A 19,705-nucleotide genomic window follows, 5' to 3' on the forward strand; every position below is an offset into this window, starting at 1 on the left:
ACCGCCTCCCCGCCACGGAGGAACGGGGAGGCGGCTGCCGTGCGGTTGGGGGAACGGGGAAGGTCAGACCAGGTCGCGCTTGGCGGCGATCTTCGACGAGAGGCCGAAGATCTCGATGAAGCCCTGCGCCTTGGACTGGTCGAACGTGTCGCCCGAGTCGTACGTGGCGAGGTTGAAGTCGTACAGCGACTCCTCGGACCTCCGGCCGGTGACGACGGCGCGCCCGCCGTGCAGGGTCATCCGGATGTCGCCGGTGACGTGCTGGTTCGCCTCGTTGATGAAGCCGTCCAGGGCGCGCTTGAGCGGCGAGAACCACAGGCCGTCGTAGACCATCTCGCCCCAGCGCTGCTCGACCTGCCGCTTGTAGCGGGCCAGCTCGCGCTCGACGGTGACGTTCTCCAGCTCCTGGTGGGCGGTGATCAGGGCGATCGCGCCGGGAGCCTCGTACACCTCACGGGACTTGATGCCCACGAGCCGGTCCTCGACGATGTCGATCCGGCCGATGCCCTGGCCGCCGGCCCGCTCGTTGAGCTGCTGGATCGCCTGGAGGACGGTGACGGGCCTGCCGTCGAGGGCGACCGGGACGCCCTCCTTGAAGGAGATGACGACCTCGTCGGCCTCGCGCGGGAGGGACGGGTTCTGCGTGTACTCGTAGATGTCCTCGATCGGCGCGTTCCAGATGTCCTCCAGGAAGCCCGTCTCGACGGCGCGCCCGAAGACGTTCTGGTCGATGGAGTACGGGGACTTCTTGGTGGTCGCGATCGGGAGGTTCGCCTTCTCGGCGAAGGCGATCGCCTTGTCCCGCGTCATCGCGTAGTCGCGGACGGGCGCGATGCACTTGAGGTCGGGGCCGAGCGCGGAGATGCCGGCCTCGAACCGCACCTGGTCGTTGCCCTTGCCGGTGCAGCCGTGGGCGACGATGCCGGCGCCGTGCTTGTGCGCGGCGGCCACGAGGTGCTTGACGATCGCGGGCCGGGAGAGGGCCGAGACCAGCGGGTAGCGATCCATGTAGAGCGCGTTGGCCTTGATCGCCGGGAGGCAGTACTCCTCGGCGAACTCGTCCTTCGCGTCCGCGACCTCGGCCTCGACCGCACCGCAGGCGAGCGCGCGCTTGCGGATGACGTCCAGGTCCTCGCCGCCCTGGCCGACGTCCACGGCAACGGCGATGACCTCGGCGCCCGTCTCCTCGGCGATCCAGCCGATGGCGACAGAGGTGTCCAGGCCGCCCGAGTAGGCGAGTACGACGCGCTCGGTCACGGGTTTCTCCTTACGGTGCATTCACTGATGGGTATAACTATGCAGTGGACCGTATGGTTTGTCAAAGTGCCTCGTGAGGGCCGTGGGGTACGGGTGCCACCTCCCCGGAGCCGGGGGTACCGGGGACAATCGTGGCATGGGAAAGCTCTACGAACGGATCGACGGCCGGATACGCACCTTCATCGAGGAACAGCCCGTCTTCTTCACCGCCACCGCTCCCCTGGCGGCCGACGGACACGTCAACCTCTCCCCCAAGGGGCGCGCGGGCAGCCTCGTCGTGCTCGACGAGGAGACGCTCGCCTATCTCGACTTCGGCGGCAGCGGCGCCGAGACCCTCGCGCACGTCCGGGAGAACGGCCGCATCACGCTGATGTGGTGCGCGTTCAGCGGCCCGCCGAAGGTGCTGCGGGTGCACGGCAGGGGCGAGGCGATCTTCCGGGACGATCCTCGCTGGGCGGAGTACATTCCGCGCTTCGCGGACGCGGACGGCCCCTCGGCGCGGGCCGTGATCGTCGTCCACGCGGTGCGGATCAGTGACGCGTGCGGCTTCGCGGTGCCGTTCATGGACTACCGGGAGGAGCGCACGCAGCACGCGGAGCACTTCGGCCGGAAGACGGACGACGAGTTCGCGGCGTACTGCGAGAAGAAGGACCACGTGGGGGTGAGCCTGGACGGGCTGCCCGCACTGCCGCTGCCCCTGCCCGCCCGGACCGCTTGACCGTCCGTACGGGGGGCCGGGGTCTCGTACGGGTGAGGGCGGCGGCTTCCGGGGGGACGGCGGGGAGGCGGGCCCGTACCGTCCTGAGCATGCGCTCCGTCTTCTCGTACGGCCGGAAGGTCCTGGCCCTCGCCGCCGCACTGCTCGCCGTGACCGCCGCCACGGGCGCCGGGCCCGCGCCCGCCGGACGGGCCCCGGCGCCCCCGCCGCTCCCGCTCCCCGCGCGCATGGCGGACACCGGCGGCGGCAGTCAGCTGATCACGGCGGAGGCGCCCGGCCTCCGGTCCACCACCGGCCGGCTGACCTGGTGGGACCTGCGCGGCGGGCGGTGGGTGGCCGCCGGTTCCGCGGACGCGCGCTTCGGGGCCAACGGGCTGGTCGACGGAGCGCGCCGCGAGCAGGGCACCTCGACCACCCCGACCGGGCTCTTCGACCTGCCGTACGCCTTCGGGGTCGCGGCGGCGCCCGCCGGTACGTCGTACACCTACCGGCGGGTGACGAAGAGGTCCTGGTGGTGCGAGGACACCGCGTCACGGTCGTACAACCGCTGGGTCGAGGGGCTGCCGGAGGACTGCCGTGCGGCCGAGTCCGAGCGGCTGGCCGACTATCCGACGCAGTACGCCCACGCCCTGGTGACCGGGTACAACTACGAGCGGCCGGTCCGTGGCCGGGGCGCCGGGATCTTCCTGCACGTGAACGGCAGGGGCGCGACGGCCGGCTGTGTGTCCGTACCGGCCGGCGCGATGCGCCGCATCCTGGCCTGGGCGGATCCGCGGCGGGAGCCGCGCCTGGCGGTGGGGACGCGGGCGGGCGGGACGGGGATCACGCGTTACTGAGACGAGCGGTCCGGCGCTTCACCGGACCGTCTGGACCGGAAGGACTCGTCCCCTTAGGCTTCATACATGCCTGGACAGGTTCACAAACACCACCGCATCGCCCGCGTCCTCGCCGACGAGATCCGCGCCGGGGTCCACTCCGACGGCAGCAGGCTCCCCGGCGAGCACGCGCTCACCCAGCGGTTCGCCGTGAGCCGTACGACCCTGCGCCAGGCGCTCCAGGTCCTCGGCGAGCAGGGGCTGATCTCCACACATGCGGGCATAGGCTCGTTCGTCACCTTCGACGGGACACCGCTCGACCACCCCCTCGGCTGGACCCACGCGCTGACCGGCCAGGACACCGAGCTGTCCACGGAGATCCTCTGCTTCGAGGACGTGACGGACCAGCGGCTGGCCGACGAACTGGGCACGGAATCCAGCGCCTTCGTCGCCCTGGACCGCGTCCGGCGGCTCCCCGGCGGGCAGGGTGTCTCGCTCGAACGCAGCAGGGTCCCCGCCGTCGGCGCGCTCGCCGGACTCCCGGAGCGGGGGCTGGACGGCGGCTCGCTGAACCGGGCCCTCGTCGCCGCCGGCCGGATACGGCGGAGCGCGGACGGGCGGGTCTCGGTGCGGGCGCTCGACGCGGCGGACGCCGTCGTTCTGCGCCGCTCCCCCGGGACGTCCTTCCTCCACCTCGCCCAGGTCTTCCGGGCCGCCGACGGCTCGGTCGTGGAACAGATCACCAGCCTGCTCGACCCCGCCCGGTTCGAACTGCGCGTCCGCGCGGGACGGGAAGGCCTCTCGTGAGCCGAGGAGAACCTGTTGTGAGCCGGGGAGCAGCGCTCGCGATCGAGGAGACCCGCCTGTGACCGGTCAGCTGGACCGCGCCCTGGGCGCGTACTACGGACTCGCCCTGGGCGACGCCCTCGGCATGCCCACGCAGATGATGTCGCGGGAGGAGGTCGTACGGGTCTACGGCACCGTCTCCGGTTTCGAGGCCGCCCGGCCCGGCAACCCGGTCAGCGCGGGGATGCCGGCGGGCACGGTCACCGACGACACCGACCAGGCCTTGCTCGTCGGCCGGCTGATCGACGAGGGCCGGGGGCGGATCGATCCGTCGCGTCTCGCCCGGGAGTTGCTGGCCTGGGAGGCGGAGATGCGCGCCAAGGGCTCCCTGGACCTGCTCGGCCCGTCCACCAAGGCCGCGCTGGACGCGGTGGCGCGCGGGGTGCCGCCGGAGGAGGCGGGGCGGTACGGCTCCACGAACGGCGCCGCGATGCGGGTCACGCCCGTCGGGATCGCCTTCCCGGTCACGCCGGCGGCGGACTTCCTCGACCGGGTCGTGGAGTCCTGCCAGGTCACGCATGACACGACGGTCGGCATCGCGGGCGCGGCCGCCGTCGCGGCGGCCGTGAGCACCGGGGTGGCCGGGGGGACGCTGGAGGAGGCCGTGACGGCGGCGGTCGGGGCGGCCCGGGCGGGCGCGAGGCGCGGGCACTGGGTCGCGGGGGCCGACATCGCGTCCCGGATCGAGTGGGCCCGCGCGCTGGTGCGGGACCTGCCGGACGCGGCGGCGCTGGACCGGATCGTGGCCCTCGTCGGGACGAGCGTGGCCAGCCAGGAGTCGGTGCCCGCCGCCTTCGCGGTGGTGACCGCGGCGGCCGGGGACCCGTGGCGGGCCGCTCTGCTCGCGGCCGGCCTGGGCGGGGACAGCGACACGATCGGCGCGATCGCGGGCGCGGTCGCCGGGTCGGTCGCGGGGTTCGCGGCGCTCCCTCGCGAGGCGGTCGCCACGCTCCGTACGGTCAACGGCCTGGACCTGGAGCCTCTGGTCGTACGGCTGCTCGCCCTGCGAAGCGCACACCAGGGGGCGGGGCGGTGAGCGCGGGCGCGGGCCGGGAGGCCGGCGGCCCCCGTGTCGTCCTCGCGGGGAACGTCATCGCCGATCTCGTGATCGAGATCCCCGCGCTGCCCGAGCGGGGCGGCGATGTCATCGGGACGCGTACGGAGCTGACGGCGGGCGGCGGTTTCAACACGCTCGTCGCGGCCCGCCGCCTCGGGACGGAATCCGTGTTCGCCGGGCTGCACGGCACCGGCCCGTACGGTGATCTCGTCCGTGAGGCGCTCGCCGCCGAGGACATCGGGGTGGTGCTGCCGGCCCGCGCCGACGGCGATACGGGCTTCACCGTCGCGCTGGTCGAGGCGGGCGGCGAACGTACCTTCGTCACCAGTTTCGGCGTGGACGCGGAGATGACGGAGGCCGACGTCGCGGCGGTGGCGGGGCGGCTGCGGCCCGGCGATCTGGTGCAGCTCTCCGGCTACGGGCTCGTCATGCCGGTGAACGGCCCGCTGCTGGCCCGGTTCACCGCGCTGCTGCCCCCGGAGATCGTCGTGTGCCTCGACCCGGCCCCGCTGGTCGCCGACATCCCGGAGGCGGTGCTCGCGCCGGTGCTGGCCCGGACCGACTGGCTGAGCGCCAACGCCCGCGAGGCCCGGCTGATGTCGGGGCTCGACGACCCCCGCGCGGCCGCGGCCGCGCTGCGTGAGCGGCTGGCTCCGGGGGGCGGGGTGCTCGTACGGGTGGACAAGGACGGCTGCTGGCTGGCGGCGGGCGGGGGGTCTCATGCGGAGCTGGAGCCGGTGCGGGTGCCCGGCTTCCCGGTGCGCGCCGTCGACAGCAACGGCGCGGGGGACGCGCACGTCGGCGCGTTCCTGGCGCTGCTGGCCCAGGGGTGCGACCCGCTGACGGCGGTCCGGGGCGCGAACGCGGCGGCGGCGTACGCGGTGACCCGCCGGGGGCCCGCGACCGCCCCCGACCGGTCGGAGTTGCGGGCGTTCCTGGGCGAGGACCCGCTTGCGGTACGGCTGTTCGGACCGGGCCCGTATCAGGCGCGGTCGAACTGGAAGTAGTCGATGTTGAAGTTCTGGTAGGCCGCGTCGTCCATCCGTACGACGAACGCGTGCGTGCCCCGGGTGAGACGCTGCTCGCCCGCGACGGCCTGGAGCTCGAATGCGTCGTGCGAGGTGGTGTTCCGTACGTCCGAAGGGGTGGTGGCCGGGCGCCCGTCGAAGCTGAGCGTGAACCTTCCGGCGGGGCTGTACGGGCACGAGACCCGCACCGACACCCGGTAGTCGTCCGTCCTGGGCACGGTCACCTCGTACCTGACCCATTCCCCGGCGCGGATCCAGCACATGACCAGCGCACCGGCCTGGTCGCAGAGGTCCACGCCCTCGTACTTCCGCGCCGCGCCGCCCTTGTTGTCGTCCTCCGTGTCGTGGTAGCCGGCGTCCTTGCCCCCGAAGGAGTAGTCCTCGGCCTGCACCCGCACCGCGCCGGCCGGGACGACGGGCCACGGCGCGTGGCGGCGGCGGGCCTCCAGCCAGTCGAGCAGCTGCTCCTGGTTGTCGGTCTGGATCATCGAGGCGCCGTGCCGGTCGGTCACCGGGGCCCAGCCGCGGGCCGGGTCGACGAGCGACGCCTCGTCGGTGTAGCCGGCGGCCAGCCCGTACCACATGGTGTTGACCCACACGCGCCCCAGCGCCGCCGCCTTCGCGGTCGCGGCGGGCTGGATCTGCGGGTCGGTGAGGCGGTCGAAGATGAGTTCGTACGACTGGGGCTTCCGGCCGGTGAACGTTCCGACGCTCGACGCGTTCGCGTCGTCCACCACGTGGCTGTAGAGGATGCGCCGGTCCTTGTCGAGGAACGCCTGCACCTCGGGAACGGGGGCGGAGCTCTTGAAGATGGCGTGGTCCAGCATGCCCAGGCCGGCGAGGAGTTCGTATTCCTGGTCCCGGAAGGCCCAGCCCTTGTCGAGGTTGACCATCGCCCGGCCCTGGACTGCCGCCAGCGCCTCGGCGAGCGTCGGCACCCGGTCACCGGTGAGCGCGGCCTGCGCGCCGCCGAGTCCGGCCCGCAGCCGGAGGGCCTTGATCTGGTCGAGCGTCAGGTCGGCCACCCGGCCGGTGCCGTCGGTGGTGCGGTTCACCGTGTCGTCGTGCATGAGGACCAACTGGCCGTCCTTTGTGCGCTGTACGTCGATCTCGACCACCTCGGCGCCCTTGGCGACCGCCAGGTCGACGGCCCGGAGCGAGTTCTCCGGCGCGCCCCGCCAGTAGCCGCGGTGGGCGACGACCATGACGGGGGCGCCGGGCCGGTGGTCCAGGTACGAGGCGTGGATCCGGTCGATGGCCGGGGCCGCCCGGTGGGACGCGACGGGGGCGGTGGTGGCGGTGCGCCCGTGCTCGACGAGAAGGGGGACCGCCGCGGCCGTGACCGTCAGTGCGGCGGCGGCCGCGACACCGGCCAGGGACGTCCATCGGGTACGCATGGGGGAACTCCGGTGCGTCGGGGGGCGGGTGGGCGAGGGCACCCACTGTGCGCGACCGGCGGGCGGGGTGATCATCCCCGCCGTGACGTGACCGTGAACCGTCGAGGAATTCGCGTGACGGGAGCGGAGCCCGTACCGCGACGGGGCCCGTACCGCCTCGGAGCCCGTACCGCTCCGAGCCCACCGGAGCCCGCACCCGGTCGGGGCCCGGGCCCGCCCCGCTCAGCGGTCGTTCTGCGCCAGCTTCAGCAGGTGTTCCGCCAACGCCTGCCCGCCCGCCGGGTCGCGGCTGATCAGCATCAGCGTGTCGTCCCCCGCGATCGTGCCCAGGACGTCGCTCAGTTCGGCCTGGTCAATGGCCGACGCGAGGAACTGCGCGGCGCCCGGCGGCGTACGGAGGACCACCAGGTTCGCCGACGCCTCGGCGGAGATGAGGAGTTCGCCGGAGAGGCGCCGCATGCGCTCCTCCTTGGCCGACTCGCCCAGCGGGGCGTGGGGCGTGCGGTATCCGCCCTCGCTCGGCACGGCGTAGATCAGCTCACCGCCGGTGTTGCGGATCTTCACCGCGCCCAGTTCGTCGAGGTCGCGCGAGAGCGTCGCCTGGGTGACGTTCAGCCCGTCGTCCGCGAGCAGTTTCGCCAGCTGGCTCTGGGAGCGCACCGGCTGCCGGTTCAGGATGTCGACGATCCGGCGGTGCCGGGCCGTCCGTGTCTGCGGCACGGACTGCCCGCCCTGCTCCGGTTCCTGGGCCTCGGTCATCGTTGTCTCATTTCCCCGGATCGTCCGTCCCCGTAGCCGTGTCGAGGACACCGGGCAGGAGCTGGAGGAACCTGTCCACCTCGTTGTCGCCGATGATCAGTGGGGGCATCAGTCGTACGACGTCGGGGGCGGGCGCGTTCACCAGGAGACCGGCGTCCTGGGCCGCCCGCTGCACCTGCGGTGCGAGCGGCCCGGTGAGCACGATACCCAGGAGCAGGCCCGCGCCACGGACGTGGGAGACCAGCGGGTGGCCGAGCCCCTCGATCCCGTCGCGCAGCCGCTCGCCGAGCCGCTTCACCTGGTCGAGGAGGCCGCCGGCGGCCAGCGTGTCGAGGACGGCAAGCGCGGCGGCGCAGGCGACGGGGTTGCCGCCGAACGTCGTGCCGTGGTGGCCGGGCCGCAGCAGGTCGCCGGTCTCGCCGAACGCGAGGACCGCGCCGAGCGGCAGCCCGCCGCCGAGGCCCTTGGCGAGGGTGACGACGTCGGGCTCGACACCCTGGTGGGCGAGGTGCTCGAACCAGTGGCCCGTCCGGCCGATCCCCGTCTGCACCTCGTCCAGGACGAGCAGCGTGCCGGTGGCGCGGGTGATCTCCCTGGCCGCCTCCAGGTAGCCCTTGGGCGGGACGACGACGCCGATCTCGCCCTGGATCGGCTCGACGATCACGAACGCGGTCTCCTCGGTGACCGCGGCCCGCAGCGCCTCCACGTCGCCGAAGGGGACGTGCGTGACGTCGCCGGGCAGCGGGAGGAAGGGGGTCCGCTTCGGCTCCTGGCCGGTGAGGGCGAGCGAGCCCATCGTCCGGCCGTGGAAGCCCCCGGTGGTGGCGACCATGTGCGGACGGCCCGTCAGCCGGCCGATCTTGAAGGCGGTTTCGTTGGCCTCGCCGCCGGAGTTGCAGAAGAACACCCGGCCGGGGCGGCCGGCGAGCTGGATCAGGCGTTCGGCGAGCGCGAGGGGCGGCTCGGCGACGAAGAGGTTGGAGACGTGGCCCAGCGACGCGATCTGGCGGGAGACCGCCTCGACGACGGCCGGGTGGGCGTGGCCGAGCGCGTTGACGGCGACCCCGCCGACGAAGTCGGTGTACGGCGTGCCGTCGGCGTCCCAGACGGTGGTGCCCTCGCCCCGGACCAGGGACAGCCGCGGCGTCCCGTAGTTGTCCGCCATGACGCCCCGCCAGCGCCCTACGAGTTCCTCGTTGCCGGTCACCGTACTCACCGTGCTCCCCCTTCGGCCGCTGCTTCGTGTGTGATGTCGTGTGTGATGTCGTGTGTGACGTCGTGTGTCACGGGGTCCTGCGGGGCGTCCGGCACGACCATCGTGCCGATGCCTTCGTCCGTGAAGATCTCCAGCAGGATCGAGTGCTGGACGCGCCCGTCGAGGACCCGGGCGGTGGTGACTCCGTTGCGTACGGCGTGCAGGCAGCCCTCCATCTTGGGCACCATGCCGCTGGACAGCTCGGGCAGCAGCTTCTCCAGCTGGCTCGCGGTGAGCCTGCTGATGACGTCGTCGCTGTTCGGCCAGTCCTCGTACAGGCCCTCGACGTCGGTGAGGACCATCAGCGTCTCGGCGCCGAGGGCGGCGGCGAGGGCCGCGGCGGCGGTGTCGGCGTTGACGTTGTAGACGTGGCCGTCGTCGGCGCTGCGGGCGATGGAGGAGATGACCGGGATCCGGCCGTCGCCGAGCAGCGCCTCGATGGCGCCGGTGTCGATGGCGGTGATCTCGCCGACCCGGCCGATGTCGATCAGCTCGCCGTCGATCAGGGGGCGGTGCTGGACGGCGGTGATGGTGTGGGCGTCCTCGCCGGTCATGCCGACGGCGAGCGGGCCGTGCTGGTTGAGCAGGCCGACGAGCTCGCGCTGGACCTGTCCGGCGAGGACCATCCGTACGACGTCCATCGCTTCCGGCGTGGTGACCCGCAGGCCGGCCTTGAACTCGCTGACCAGGCCGTGCCGGTCGAGCTGGGCGCTGATCTGGGGGCCGCCGCCGTGCACGACGACCGGCTTGAGGCCGGCCTGGCGGAGGAAGACGACGTCCTGCGCGAAGGCGGCCTTGAGGTCCTCGTCGATCATGGCGTTGCCGCCGAACTTGATGACGACGGTCTTGCCGTGGTGGCGGGTGAGCCAGGGCAGCGCCTCGATGAGGATCTGGGCCTTGGGGAGGGCGGTGTGCTTGCGGGCGGTGGGGACGGCGGGCGGGTCGGTCTCGGCGGGGAGGTCGGTCACGTCGGTCAGGTCGGTCGAGTCGGTCATGAGCTGTACGCGCTGTTCTCGTGGACGTACTCGGCGGTGAGGTCGTTGGCCCAGATGATGGCGGAGTCGGCGCCGGCGGCGAGGTCGGCGGTGACACGCACCTCGCGGAAGCGCATGTCGACCAGGTCGCGGTCCTCGCCGACGGAGCCGTTCTTGCAGACCCAGACGTCGTTGATGGCGACGTTCAGCCGGTCGGGGTCGAAGACCGCGCCGGTCGTGCCGATGGCGGACAGCACCCGGCCCCAGTTGGGGTCCTCGCCGTGGATCGCGCACTTGAGGAGGTTGTTGCGGGCGATGGAGCGGCCCACCTCGACGGCGTCGTCCTCGCTCGCGGCGTTGACGACTTCGATCCTGATGTCCTTGGACGCGCCTTCCGCGTCACCGATGAGCTGCCGGGCGAGGTCGGCGCAGACCGTACGGACGGCCTCGGCGAACTCGTCGTACGCGGGCGTCACCCCGGAGGCTCCGGAGGCCAGCAGGAGGACGGTGTCGTTGGTGGACATGCAGCCGTCGGAGTCGACCCGGTCGAAGGTGGTACGGGTCGCGGCGCGCAGCGCGGTGTCCAGGGCGGGGGTCTCGACGTCGGCGTCGGTGGTGAGGACGACGAGCATGGTGGCGAGGCCGGGGGCGAGCATGCCCGCGCCCTTGGCCATGCCGCCGACGGTCCAGCCGTCGCCGCCCGCGACGGCGGTCTTGTGCACGGTGTCGGTGGTCTTGATGGCGAGGGCGGCCTTCTCGCCGCCGTGCGGGGAGAGTTCGGCGGCGGCCTTCTCGATGCCGGGCAGGAGCTTGTCCATCGGCAGGAGCAGCCCGATGAGCCCGGTGGAGGCGACGGCGATCTCCCCGGCACTGTGCTCGGCACCGCCCGCCGCGCTCAGCACCTCGGCGGCCTTCTCGGCGGTGGCGTGGGTGTCCTGGAAGCCCTGGGGTCCCGTACAGGCGTTGGCGCCGCCGGAGTTGAGGACGACGGCGGAGATCTCCCCGCCCTTGACGACCTGTTCGGACCAGAGGACGGGCGCGGCCTTGACGCGGTTGGAGGTGAAGACACCGGCGGCGGCGCGGCGGGGGCCGTGGTTGACCACGAGGGCCAGGTCCGGGTTGCCGTTCTCCTTGATCCCGGCGGCGATGCCCGCCGCCGTGAATCCCTGCGCTGCGGTGACGCTCAAGGTGCCACTCCGATCGTGGAGAGTCCGGTGTCCTCGGGGAGCCCGAGGGCGATGTTCATGCTCTGGAGGGCGCCGCCGGCCGTGCCCTTGGTGAGGTTGTCGATGGCGCTGACCGCGATGATGCGGTGCGCGTGTTCGTCGTACGTGACCTGGATCTGTACGGCGTTGGAACCGTAGACGGACGCGGTGGCCGGCCAGCGTCCTTCGGGGAGCAGGTGGACGAACGGCTCGTCCGCGAAGGCCTTCTCGTACGCGTCCCGTACGTCCCCGGCGGTGGTGCCGGGCCTGGCTTTGGCGGAGCAGGTGGCGAGGATGCCGCGGGGCATGGGGGCGAGGGTGGGGGTGAAGGAGACGGTCACGGGCTCCCCGGCGGCGGCGCTGAGGTTCTGGACGATCTCCGGGGTGTGCCGGTGGCCGCCGCCGACGCCGTACGGCGACATGGACCCCATGACCTCGGAGCCCAGCAGGTGCGGCTTGGCGGCCTTGCCGGCGCCGGAGGTGCCGGACGCGGCGACGATCACGGCCTCGGGCTCGGCGAGCCCGGCCCCGTACGCGGGGAAAAGCGCGAGGGAGACGGCCGTGGGGTAGCAGCCGGGCACCGCGACACGCTTGGACCCCTCCAGCGCGGCGCGGGCGCCCGGCAGTTCGGGGAGCCCGTAGGGCCAGGTGCCGGCGTGGGGGGAGCCGTAGAACCTCTCCCAGTCGGCGGCGTCCTGGAGCCGGAAGTCGGCGCCGACGTCGATGACGAGGACGTCGTCCCCGAGCTGCTCGGCGACGGCGGCGGACTGCCCGTGGGGCAGCGCGAGAAAGACGACGTCGTGCCCGGCGAGCACCTCGGCGGAGGTCGCCTCCAGCACCCGCCCGGCGAGCGGCAGCAGGTGCGGTTGCAACGCGCCGAGGGTCTGCCCGGCGTTGGAGTTCCCGGTCAGGGCCCCGACACGCACCCCGGGATGCCCGAGGAGCAGCCGCAGCAACTCCCCACCCGCGTACCCACTCGCCCCGGCCACCGCTACGCGCACCGTCTGTGCCACCATCGAAGAGCCCTCCTCGGCAATGGCATGACTATACGTTCCCCCGCAGCTTTATGCAACGCCCCCTATCGGCGACCCCGCGGAACGGTGTGACGTTGCGCTTCGGTTGGCGGGTTTGCAGGTGACCTGGCGGGTTGTGCGTGAGGCTTCGAGTTCGCCATGGGGCACTACATCGAGAACACGGGCGACACCCCGCTGAAGCTGCTGGAGATGTTCAAGGCCCCCCGCTTCGAGGACGTCAGTGCGGCCCAGCGGATGGCGCTGACCCCGGGTGAACTGGTACGGCACCACCTCAACCTCGACGACAGCGTCATGAACTCCCTCCTCAGGGAGAAGCAGCCGGTCTGCGCGGGGCGTCACACTGGCGCGATGGATCATCACTTCGTCGGTATACCGGAGTTGAGCGGGGTTCCCCGGGTCGCGGTCGTCGTCGACGTCATGCGCGCCTTCACCGTGGCCGCCTGGGCCTTCGCGTGTGGCGTCGAGAGGATCGTTCTGGCCTCGACGGAGAGTGAGGCGCTCGCCTTGAAGGAGCGCCACTCCGGGTGGCTGGCGCTGAAGGACGGAGCGCCGGCCGCGGGGTTCGACGTTGTGAACTCACCCGGTCTGCTCCGGTCGCGCGACTTCGCCGGCCGCACGCTGGTGCAGAAGACGACGGCGGGGACCGTGGGCGCGTTGGCTGTCGCCGGCGCGCCCCTGGTCCTGTGCGCGAGCTTCGTGGTGGCGGGCCCGACCGCGCGGTTCCTGCGGGGGGAGGAGTCCGGCCCGGTGACGTTCGTGGTCACCGGCGAGGGTGGCCGGGCCGACGAGGATCTGGCCTGCGCCGAGTACATCGGCCGGTGCGTGGGAGGAGGCGAGGTCGACCCGGCTCCGTACCTCCGCCGCGCGAGGATGTCCCGAGCCGCGGCGGACCTCGCCGGCGGGCTGCGGAGCGGTTGTCACCCCGACGACGTCGGTCTGTGTCTGGAGATCGACAGGTTCTCCTTCGCCATGGTGGCCCGCCAGGAGGACTCCTTGACCGTGCTCCGTCCCGTCGAGGTGCCGCCGGAGGTGGCCGGGCCGGACGGGGGCGGTGGCCGGCTCCGTACCCGACAGGAACGGGCACAGGATGTCGGGTCCGGCGGGGGACGCGCCTCCTAGCGTGGTGGGTGTCAAGAGGAAGGGGGGCCGGGCATGCTGGAGCGGCTGAACCGGGCCATGGGGCAGATCGAGGACGACCTCGGCGGGGCCGTCGACGTGGCGGCGCTCGCGCGCACCGCGGCGACCTCCGAGTACCACCTGCGCCGGATGTTCTCCGCGCTCGCGGGCATGCCGCTCTCGGAGTACGTACGGCGCAGGCGGCTCACCGTCGCGGGCGCCGAGGTGCTCGGCGGGCGTGACTCGCTGCTGGAGATCGCGGTGCGGTACGGGTACGGCTCCGGCGAGGCGTTCGCGCGGGCGTTCCGTGCCGTGCACGGCGTCGGCCCCGGCGAGGCCCGCCGTACCGGCGCCGCGCTCGTCTCCCAGCCCCGGCTGACCTTCCGCCTCACCGTCGAAGGAAGCAGCAGCATGCGCTATCGCGTCGTGGACAGGCCCGACTTCACCGTGGTCGGCCTCAAGGCCCGGGTCCCCCTGGTGCACGTGGGACCGAACCAGGCCATCATCGATTTCGTCCGAGGGATCGACCCAGGCGTGAAGGAGAGCCTGGAGAAACTGTCGGACCAGGAGCCCCAGGGCACCGTCGCGGTCTGCGACGACCTGGACCCCAGCCGCGCCGAGGGCACCGAACTCGACTACTACCACGGGGTGATCACCTCCGCGGCGGCCCCCGAGGGCACCACCACCCTCGCCGTCCCGGCCGGCACCTGGGCGGTCTTCACCGCCTCGGGGCCGGTGCCGGAGGCGATCCAGCACCTGTGGCGGGACGTGTACGCGGAGTGGTTCCCCTCGAACCCGTACCGCACCCGCCCCGGGCCGGAGATTTTGCGCACCCGCCTGTCAGCGGACGGGACGGAGGCGGACGCCGAGCTGTGGCTCCCGGTGGAGCGGGAGAGAGAGCGGGAGGAGAAGGGGCGGCGGGGCTGATCGTCTGCCCGATCACTGAATCCCGGGAGTTGTCCACAGGTGCGGGCGGGAGTTTTCCACAGGCCGGGAGGCGGGGCCGACAATCCTCGTAGACTCGGCGAATGAGCACTTCCGGCACCGGTTCCGACATCGGCCCCCTCCTTGAGGTCGGCGGCCCTGAGATCAGCGACGCGGGGACGAGCGACGCCCTGCGGGTGCTGCACCGCGTCTTCGGCTACGACTCCTTCCGCGGGAGCCAGCAGGAGATCATCGACCATGTGGTCGACGGCGGTGACGCGCTCGTGCTGATGCCGACCGGCGGCGGCAAGTCGCTCTGCTACCAGATCCCCGCGCTGGTCCGCAAAGGGGTCGGGGTGGTGGTGTCGCCGCTCATCGCGCTCATGCAGGACCAGGTCGACGCGCTGCGGGCGCTCGGGGTGCGGGCCGGGTTCCTGAACTCGACGCAGGACATGGACGAACGGCGCCTGGTGGAGGCGGAGTTCCTGGCCGGGGAGCTGGACCTCCTCTATCTGGCGCCGGAGCGCCTGCGCGTGGAGGCGACCGTACGGCTGCTGGAGCGCGGCACGATCTCGCTGTTCGCGATCGACGAGGCGCACTGCGTGGCCCAGTGGGGCCACGACTTCCGCCCCGACTACCTCGCCCTCTCCGCGCTGCACGAGCGCTGGCCGGACGTGCCGCGCATCGCGCTCACCGCGACGGCCACCGAGGCCACGCACACGGAGATCGCGTCCCGGCTCAAGCTCCAGGACGCGCGGCACTTCGTCGCGAGCTTCGACCGGCCCAACATCCAGTACCGGATCGCGCCGAAGAACGACCCGAAGAAGCAGCTGTTGCAACTGCTGCGCGCCGAGCACCCCGGGGACGCGGGGATCGTCTACTGCCTGTCGCGCGCGTCGGTCGAGAAGACCGCCGAGTTCCTGGTGAAGAACGGCGTCAACGCGCTGCCGTACCACGCGGGTCTGGACTCCGGGACGCGCGCCGCGAACCAGTCGCGCTTCCTGCGGGAGGACGGGCTGGTGATGGTGGCGACGATCGCGTTCGGCATGGGCATCGACAAGCCGGACGTACGGTTCGTGGCCCACCTCGACCTGCCGAAGTCGGTCGAGGGGTACTACCAGGAGACCGGCCGCGCCGGGCGCGACGGGCTGCCCTCCACGGCGTGGCTGGCGTACGGGCTCCAGGACGTCGTCCAGCAGCGGAAGATGATCGAGACCTCGGAGGGCGACGACGCGCACCGGCGGCGGCTGGGCGAGCACGTGGACGCGATGCTCGCGCTGTGCGAGACGGTCGAGTGCCGCCGGGTGCGCCTGCTGGCGTACTTCGGCCAGAAGAGCACCGCGTGCGGGAACTGCGACACGTGCCTGACCCCGGCGGAGTCCTGGGACGGGACGGTGCCCGTGCAGAAGTTCCTCTCGACGGTGGTACGGCTCAAGCGGGAGCGCAACCAGAAGTTCGGCGCCGGGCAGATCACCGACATCCTGCTCGGCAAGAAGACCGCGAAGGTCATCCAGTTCGACCACGACGCGCTGAGTGTCTTCGGCATCGGCACCGAGCTGCGCGAGGCGGAATGGCGCGGGGTGGCCCGGCAGATGCTGGCGCAGGGCCTCGTCGCGGTCGAGGGCGAGTACGGGACGCTGACACTCACGGACGAGAGCGCGGAGGTGCTGGGCGGGCGGCGGCCGGTCGTCCTGCGGCGGGAGCCCGAGAGCGCGCTTCGCCCGGCGCGGGCGGAGAAGACGGCCAGGAACCGCGCGGCTCCGGTGGACCTGCCGGCCGAGGCGGTGCCGGTGTTCGAGTCGCTGCGCGCGTGGCGCGCCGCGTCGGCGAAGGAGCAGGGCGTGCCCGCGTATGTGATCTTCCACGACGCGACACTGCGGGAGATCGCGGTGCTGTCCCCGACGACACTGACGGAGCTGGGCACGGTGAACGGGGTGGGGGAGAACAAGCTGGCGAAGTACGGGGAGCAGATCCTGGAGACGCTGGGCGCGGCCTGAGCGGAGAGGGGATCCGTACCTCAGGGGGGCGCGGCCCGTACGTCAGCGGTCCGCGTCACCTCACCGGCCCGGGTACGTCACCGGCTCGCGTCACCTCACCGGCCCCGGTACGTCACCGGCTCGCGCCACCTCACGGGCCCGCGTCCAGGCGCAGGTTCCAGCGCCCTGCGGCGCCGGTGAGGGTGACGGTGGAGAGCGGGCGGACGTCCAGGTACCAGTACGTACGGGGCGGGGCGTTCAGCGCGTAGACCACCGCCGCCCGGACGACCGCCGGTTCGGCCACCGCCACGATCGCCATGATGTCCTGCGCGGGCCGGGTGTCCAGCCAGCCGCCCACCCGGGAGATGAAGGCCAGCAGGGGTTCGCCGCCGTGCGGGGCGGCGCGGGGGTCGGCCAGCCAGGCGTCGACGGCGGCCGGTTCGCGCGCCGCCGCCTCGGCGAAGGTGAGCCCGCGCCAGCGGCCCATGTCGCAGTCCCGCAGGGCGGGCTGCGCCATCGGGGCGTAGCCCAGCGCGTCGCCGGTGGCACGGCTGCGCGGGGTGGGTGAGCAGTAGCGGAGATCGGCGGCGGCCAGCGGCACCAGGCTGTGCGCCACGCGCTGGATCTCGTGCCAGCCGATCCGGTCCAGAGGGCGGTCCTCGTCGAAGCGCTCGTCGAACTGGTCCGAGCTGCGCGCGGCGGCGACCAAGGTGACCCGAACACTCATGGCCGTGATCGTGGATCCGAACGGCGACCTGGTCAAGGGTCAGTGGAAGGCGGGTGGAGAAACGCTTCGGGATATGGGTGTGACCCATGCGGTCCGCTCCCCTCCGGCCGGTGGCCCGCCGCCCTCGCGGCGCGCTCGCGGCGCCCTCGCGGTGCCCTCGTTGCCGTCAGGCCCGGGCAGCCCCGAGTGCCTCGTCGCAGGCGGTGCGGAGCCTCCGTACCCCTTCGTGGATCTCCGCAGGACCCGCCACCGCGGCGAAGCTCAGCCGCAGCCGCGCGGCCGGTGCCTCGGCGCTGAAGTACGGGCGGCCCGGCGTGACGGCCACCCCGGCGCGCAGGGCGGCGGAGACGACGGCCGGTTCGTCGGTGCCGTCGGGGAGCCGGACCCAGAGGTGGTGCCCGCCCGCGGGCAGGTGCGGCACGGACAGCTCGGGCAGCTCCCGGCGCAAGGCGGCGGCCATGGTGTCCCTGCGGGTCCTCAACGCCCCCGCGAGGGCCCGCAGATGGCGGCTCCAGGCGGCGGATCCGACCAGCTCCAGGGCGGTTTCCTGAAGGGGGCGCGGTACGAAGAAGGTGTCGACGACATGGATGGCGCGCAGCCGTTCCAGGACCGGGCCCCGGGCCGCGAGCATGCCGACCCGCAGGCTCGCCGAGGCCGCCTTGGTGAGCGAACTGACGTGCACGACCACGCCGTCCGGGTCGTCGGCGGCGAGCGGCGCGGGCAGCGGCCCCGCGTCCTCGTGGACCAGCCGCCGGGCGAAGTCGTCCTCCACGACGAACGCGCCGGCCTCCCGGGCGATCCGGAGCACCTGGGGCCGGCGCTCCGGTGAGAGCACGGCCCCGGTGGGGTTCTGGAAGAGCGGCTGGCAGATGAACACCCGTGCCCCGGTGGCCCGGAAGGCTTCGGCGAGCAGCCCGGGCCGTACGCCGTCGGAGTCCACCGGCACGGGGACGGGCCGCAGTCCGGCGGCGCGGGCGATGGCGAGCATGCCGGGGTAGGTGGGCGATTCCACGAGGACGGGGGCGCCGGGCGGCGCGAGAGCCCGTACGGCGGTCGTGAGGGCGCTCTGGCCGCCCGCGGTGACCAGGACCTCGGCGGCCGTGCAGCGGTCCCCGACCGAGCGGGCGAACCACTCGCGCAGTTCCGGAAGGCCCTCGACGGGCGGCCGTCCCCAGGCGCCGGGGCGGCGGCCCGCCCGGGCCAGGGCGGCGCCCATCGCCTGTTCGGGCTGGAGGGAGGGGTGCAGGTAGCCGCCGTTGAACTCCACGACCCCCGGCGCCGGCGCGGCGAGGGTGACCAGGACGGCGGAGGCGTCGACCGCCCGGGGGACGAGTTCGGCCTGGGCGTCCGCGCTCAGCGTGACCTCCTGCCAGGAGGTGTCACCGGCGGGCGGGGCCGCCGGCCGTGCGGCGGCCCGGAAGGCACCGGCCCCGGGCCGGGTGACGACGAGCCCTTCCGCCACAAGCCGGGCGAGGGCGCGCGAGACGGTCACCGGGGAGACGTGGTGACGCTCGACCAGGGCGCGACTCGACGGCAGCTTTCCACCAGGCGGGTAGCGGTGCAGCTCTCCCCGCAGGACATCCGCCAATTCCCGCACACTGCTACGCTCTTGCATGACGGCACAGGATAGCGCTACTACCGGCACACCGATAGCGGTGGGCGACGCCCCACGGACCACCGCCACGCCCGCCACCCCCTCCACGCGTTCCGGCACCCTCCTCGCCGTGCCGGGCGTGCTCGCCTTCTCCCTCACCTTCCCCTCCACCGCGTGGGGCCTGGAGAGCTTCGGCCCCTGGTCCCTGGTCGCCCTCCGCAGCACCCTCGCCGCACTGCTCGCGGGCGGTTTCCTGCTCGCCCTGCGCGTCCCGGTGCCCGCGCGACGCCACTGGGCCGGCCTCGCGGTGGTCGCGGGCGGGGTCGTGGCCGGTTTCCCGCTGCTGACGACCCTGGCCCTGGAGACCTCCACCAGCGCACACGCGGCCGTGGTGGTCGGACTGCTGCCGCTGACCACGGCGGCCTTCGCGACGCTGCGGACAGGCCGCCGCCCGTCCCGCGCGTTCTGGTGGGCCGCCGTCGCGGGCGCCGCCGTGGTCCTCGCCTTCGCGGTCCAGCAGAGCGGCGGCACCCTCTCCTCCGGCGACCTGTACCTCTTCGGCGCGCTGCTGGTCTGCGCGGCCGGCTACACCGAAGGCGGGCGCCTGGCCCGGGAGATGCCCGGCTGGCACGTCATCGGCTGGGCGCTGATCGGATGCCTGCCGCTCTCGGTGGCGGGCGCGGCGACCGCCCTGTCCTTTGAGCCGGTGCACCTCTCGCCGCACGGGGTGATCGGTGTCGTCTGGGTGGCCTCGGTGTCGACCTTCTTCGGCCTGTACGTCTGGTACCGGGGCATGGCGTCGATCGGCATAGCCCGCGCCAGCCAACTCCAGCTCGCCCAACCGCTGCTCACCCTGGTCTGGGCCGTACTCCTCCTCGGCGAACACCTCCCCCCGGCGGCCGTCGCGGCGGCCCTCGCGGTCCTCGTCTGCATCGCCGTCACCCAACGCGCGGGCGGCGCGGGCAGGTGAGCACCCGGGCCCCACACCCAGCCCCGCAGCCCCCGCGGCCCCGCCCCCGCCCC

17 protein-coding genes and 1 pseudogene are annotated in these 19,705 nt (G+C 73.0%); 9 read left to right on the top strand and 9 right to left on the bottom strand.

The window, feature by feature from the left end; genetic code table 11:
- Nucleotides 1-63: 63 nt before the first annotated feature.
- A complete protein-coding gene (locus ACIODU_RS19550) occupies nucleotides 64-1,257 on the bottom strand; it encodes an argininosuccinate synthase (RefSeq protein WP_161311035.1) in 1,194 nt (397 codons plus the stop codon).
- A 136-nt stretch (nucleotides 1,258-1,393) separates the two neighbouring features.
- Between ACIODU_RS19550 and ACIODU_RS19555 the strand changes: the two genes are divergently transcribed.
- The 5 genes from ACIODU_RS19555 (at nucleotide 1,394) to ACIODU_RS19575 (ending at nucleotide 5,700) form a co-directional block, all read left to right on the top strand.
- Complete coding sequence (locus ACIODU_RS19555) at nucleotides 1,394-1,975, top strand: pyridoxamine 5'-phosphate oxidase family protein (protein WP_401769020.1); 582 nt, start codon at nucleotides 1,394-1,396, stop codon at nucleotides 1,973-1,975.
- Between the two features lie 89 nt (nucleotides 1,976-2,064).
- Nucleotides 2,065-2,811: a L,D-transpeptidase gene (locus ACIODU_RS19560; protein WP_401769023.1), complete on the top strand. Its 747-nt coding sequence runs from the start codon at nucleotides 2,065-2,067 to the stop codon at nucleotides 2,809-2,811.
- Between the two features lie 66 nt (nucleotides 2,812-2,877).
- On the top strand, nucleotides 2,878-3,597 hold the full coding sequence (locus ACIODU_RS19565) for a GntR family transcriptional regulator (protein ID WP_401769026.1): 720 nt from the start codon (nucleotides 2,878-2,880) through the stop codon (nucleotides 3,595-3,597).
- 58 nt (nucleotides 3,598-3,655) lie between these two features.
- On the top strand, nucleotides 3,656-4,672 hold the full coding sequence (locus ACIODU_RS19570; protein WP_401769028.1) for an ADP-ribosylglycohydrolase family protein: 1,017 nt from the start codon (nucleotides 3,656-3,658) through the stop codon (nucleotides 4,670-4,672).
- On the top strand, nucleotides 4,669-5,700 hold the full coding sequence (locus ACIODU_RS19575; protein WP_401769030.1) for a PfkB family carbohydrate kinase: 1,032 nt from the start codon (nucleotides 4,669-4,671) through the stop codon (nucleotides 5,698-5,700). Before ACIODU_RS19570 ends, ACIODU_RS19575 begins: the two co-directional genes overlap by 4 nt.
- Here ACIODU_RS19575 and ACIODU_RS19580 read toward each other — a convergent pair.
- From ACIODU_RS19580 to argC, 6 genes and pseudogenes are all read right to left on the bottom strand, one after another.
- Nucleotides 5,676-7,118 (bottom strand): glycerophosphodiester phosphodiesterase family protein, encoded by a 1,443-nt coding sequence (locus ACIODU_RS19580; RefSeq protein WP_401769033.1) that lies wholly within the window; start codon nucleotides 7,116-7,118, stop codon nucleotides 5,676-5,678. The genes ACIODU_RS19575 and ACIODU_RS19580 overlap by 25 nt on opposite strands.
- Before the next feature lie 222 nt (nucleotides 7,119-7,340).
- Nucleotides 7,341-7,877, bottom strand: coding sequence for an arginine repressor (locus ACIODU_RS19585; protein ID WP_161307278.1), 537 nt, complete (start codon nucleotides 7,875-7,877; stop codon nucleotides 7,341-7,343).
- Nucleotides 7,874-9,042: pseudogene (locus tag ACIODU_RS19590) on the bottom strand (acetylornithine transaminase). Before ACIODU_RS19590 ends, ACIODU_RS19585 begins: the two are co-directional and overlap by 4 nt.
- A 47-nt stretch (nucleotides 9,043-9,089) precedes the next feature.
- Complete coding sequence (gene argB / locus ACIODU_RS19595; protein WP_401769035.1) at nucleotides 9,090-10,127, bottom strand: acetylglutamate kinase; 1,038 nt, start codon at nucleotides 10,125-10,127, stop codon at nucleotides 9,090-9,092.
- On the bottom strand, nucleotides 10,124-11,293 hold the full coding sequence (gene argJ / locus ACIODU_RS19600; protein WP_401769038.1) for a bifunctional glutamate N-acetyltransferase/amino-acid acetyltransferase ArgJ: 1,170 nt from the start codon (nucleotides 11,291-11,293) through the stop codon (nucleotides 10,124-10,126). The genes argB and argJ overlap by 4 nt, the downstream gene beginning before the upstream one ends.
- Complete coding sequence (gene argC, locus ACIODU_RS19605) at nucleotides 11,290-12,327, bottom strand: N-acetyl-gamma-glutamyl-phosphate reductase (protein ID WP_401769039.1); 1,038 nt, start codon at nucleotides 12,325-12,327, stop codon at nucleotides 11,290-11,292. Before argC ends, argJ begins: the two co-directional genes overlap by 4 nt.
- Nucleotides 12,328-12,693: 366 nt before the next feature.
- On the opposite strand from argC, the gene ACIODU_RS19610 reads away from it, so the two are divergent.
- From ACIODU_RS19610 to recQ, 3 genes are all read left to right on the top strand, one after another.
- Nucleotides 12,694-13,464: a 2-phosphosulfolactate phosphatase gene (locus ACIODU_RS19610; protein WP_401769163.1), complete on the top strand. Its 771-nt coding sequence runs from the start codon at nucleotides 12,694-12,696 to the stop codon at nucleotides 13,462-13,464.
- Between the two features lie 33 nt (nucleotides 13,465-13,497).
- On the top strand, nucleotides 13,498-14,388 hold the full coding sequence (locus ACIODU_RS19615) for a GyrI-like domain-containing protein (RefSeq protein WP_401769042.1): 891 nt from the start codon (nucleotides 13,498-13,500) through the stop codon (nucleotides 14,386-14,388).
- Between the two features lie 101 nt (nucleotides 14,389-14,489).
- Complete coding sequence (gene recQ / locus ACIODU_RS19620; protein ID WP_401769044.1) at nucleotides 14,490-16,382, top strand: DNA helicase RecQ; 1,893 nt, start codon at nucleotides 14,490-14,492, stop codon at nucleotides 16,380-16,382.
- A 130-nt stretch (nucleotides 16,383-16,512) separates the two neighbouring features.
- Here the strand turns inward: recQ and ACIODU_RS19625 are convergent, their stop codons facing one another.
- Both ACIODU_RS19625 and ACIODU_RS19630 read right to left on the bottom strand, forming a co-directional pair.
- Nucleotides 16,513-17,088, bottom strand: a complete 576-nt coding sequence (locus ACIODU_RS19625; protein ID WP_356424884.1) for a phosphoglycerate mutase family protein — start codon at nucleotides 17,086-17,088, stop codon at nucleotides 16,513-16,515.
- A gap of 166 nt (nucleotides 17,089-17,254) precedes the next feature.
- Complete coding sequence (locus ACIODU_RS19630; RefSeq protein ID WP_401769047.1) at nucleotides 17,255-18,703, bottom strand: PLP-dependent aminotransferase family protein; 1,449 nt, start codon at nucleotides 18,701-18,703, stop codon at nucleotides 17,255-17,257.
- On the opposite strand from ACIODU_RS19630, the gene ACIODU_RS19635 reads away from it, so the two are divergent.
- A complete protein-coding gene (locus ACIODU_RS19635) occupies nucleotides 18,702-19,652 on the top strand; it encodes a DMT family transporter (RefSeq protein WP_401769050.1) in 951 nt (316 codons plus the stop codon). The genes ACIODU_RS19630 and ACIODU_RS19635 overlap by 2 nt on opposite strands.
- The last annotated feature ends 53 nt before the right edge of the window (nucleotides 19,653-19,705 follow it).

It is taken from the genome of Streptomyces sp. NPDC088261, assembly GCF_044740805.1.
Lineage (GTDB): Bacteria > Actinomycetota > Actinomycetes > Streptomycetales > Streptomycetaceae > Streptomyces.

Excerpts from the sequence above, each read along its gene's own strand:
- ACIODU_RS19625 (WP_356424884.1), bottom strand. The coding sequence starts at position 17,088 with ATGAGTGTTCGGGTCACCTTGGTCGCCGCCGCGCGCAGCTCGGACCAG.
- recQ (WP_401769044.1), top strand. The coding sequence starts at position 14,490 with ATGAGCACTTCCGGCACCGGTTCCGACATCGGCCCCCTCCTTGAGGTC.
- ACIODU_RS19565 (WP_401769026.1), top strand. The coding sequence starts at position 2,878 with ATGCCTGGACAGGTTCACAAACACCACCGCATCGCCCGCGTCCTCGCC.
- argC (WP_401769039.1), bottom strand. The coding sequence starts at position 12,327 with ATGGTGGCACAGACGGTGCGCGTAGCGGTGGCCGGGGCGAGTGGGTAC.
- ACIODU_RS19560 (WP_401769023.1), top strand. The coding sequence starts at position 2,065 with ATGCGCTCCGTCTTCTCGTACGGCCGGAAGGTCCTGGCCCTCGCCGCC.
- ACIODU_RS19635 (WP_401769050.1), top strand. The coding sequence starts at position 18,702 with ATGACGGCACAGGATAGCGCTACTACCGGCACACCGATAGCGGTGGGC.
- ACIODU_RS19630 (WP_401769047.1), bottom strand. The coding sequence starts at position 18,703 with ATGCAAGAGCGTAGCAGTGTGCGGGAATTGGCGGATGTCCTGCGGGGA.
- argB (WP_401769035.1), bottom strand. The coding sequence starts at position 10,127 with ATGACCGACTCGACCGACCTGACCGACGTGACCGACCTCCCCGCCGAG.
- ACIODU_RS19610 (WP_401769163.1), top strand. The coding sequence starts at position 12,694 with ATGGATCATCACTTCGTCGGTATACCGGAGTTGAGCGGGGTTCCCCGG.
- ACIODU_RS19585 (WP_161307278.1), bottom strand. The coding sequence starts at position 7,877 with ATGACCGAGGCCCAGGAACCGGAGCAGGGCGGGCAGTCCGTGCCGCAG.
- ACIODU_RS19555 (WP_401769020.1), top strand. The coding sequence starts at position 1,394 with ATGGGAAAGCTCTACGAACGGATCGACGGCCGGATACGCACCTTCATC.
- ACIODU_RS19615 (WP_401769042.1), top strand. The coding sequence starts at position 13,498 with ATGCTGGAGCGGCTGAACCGGGCCATGGGGCAGATCGAGGACGACCTC.
- ACIODU_RS19580 (WP_401769033.1), bottom strand. The coding sequence starts at position 7,118 with ATGCGTACCCGATGGACGTCCCTGGCCGGTGTCGCGGCCGCCGCCGCA.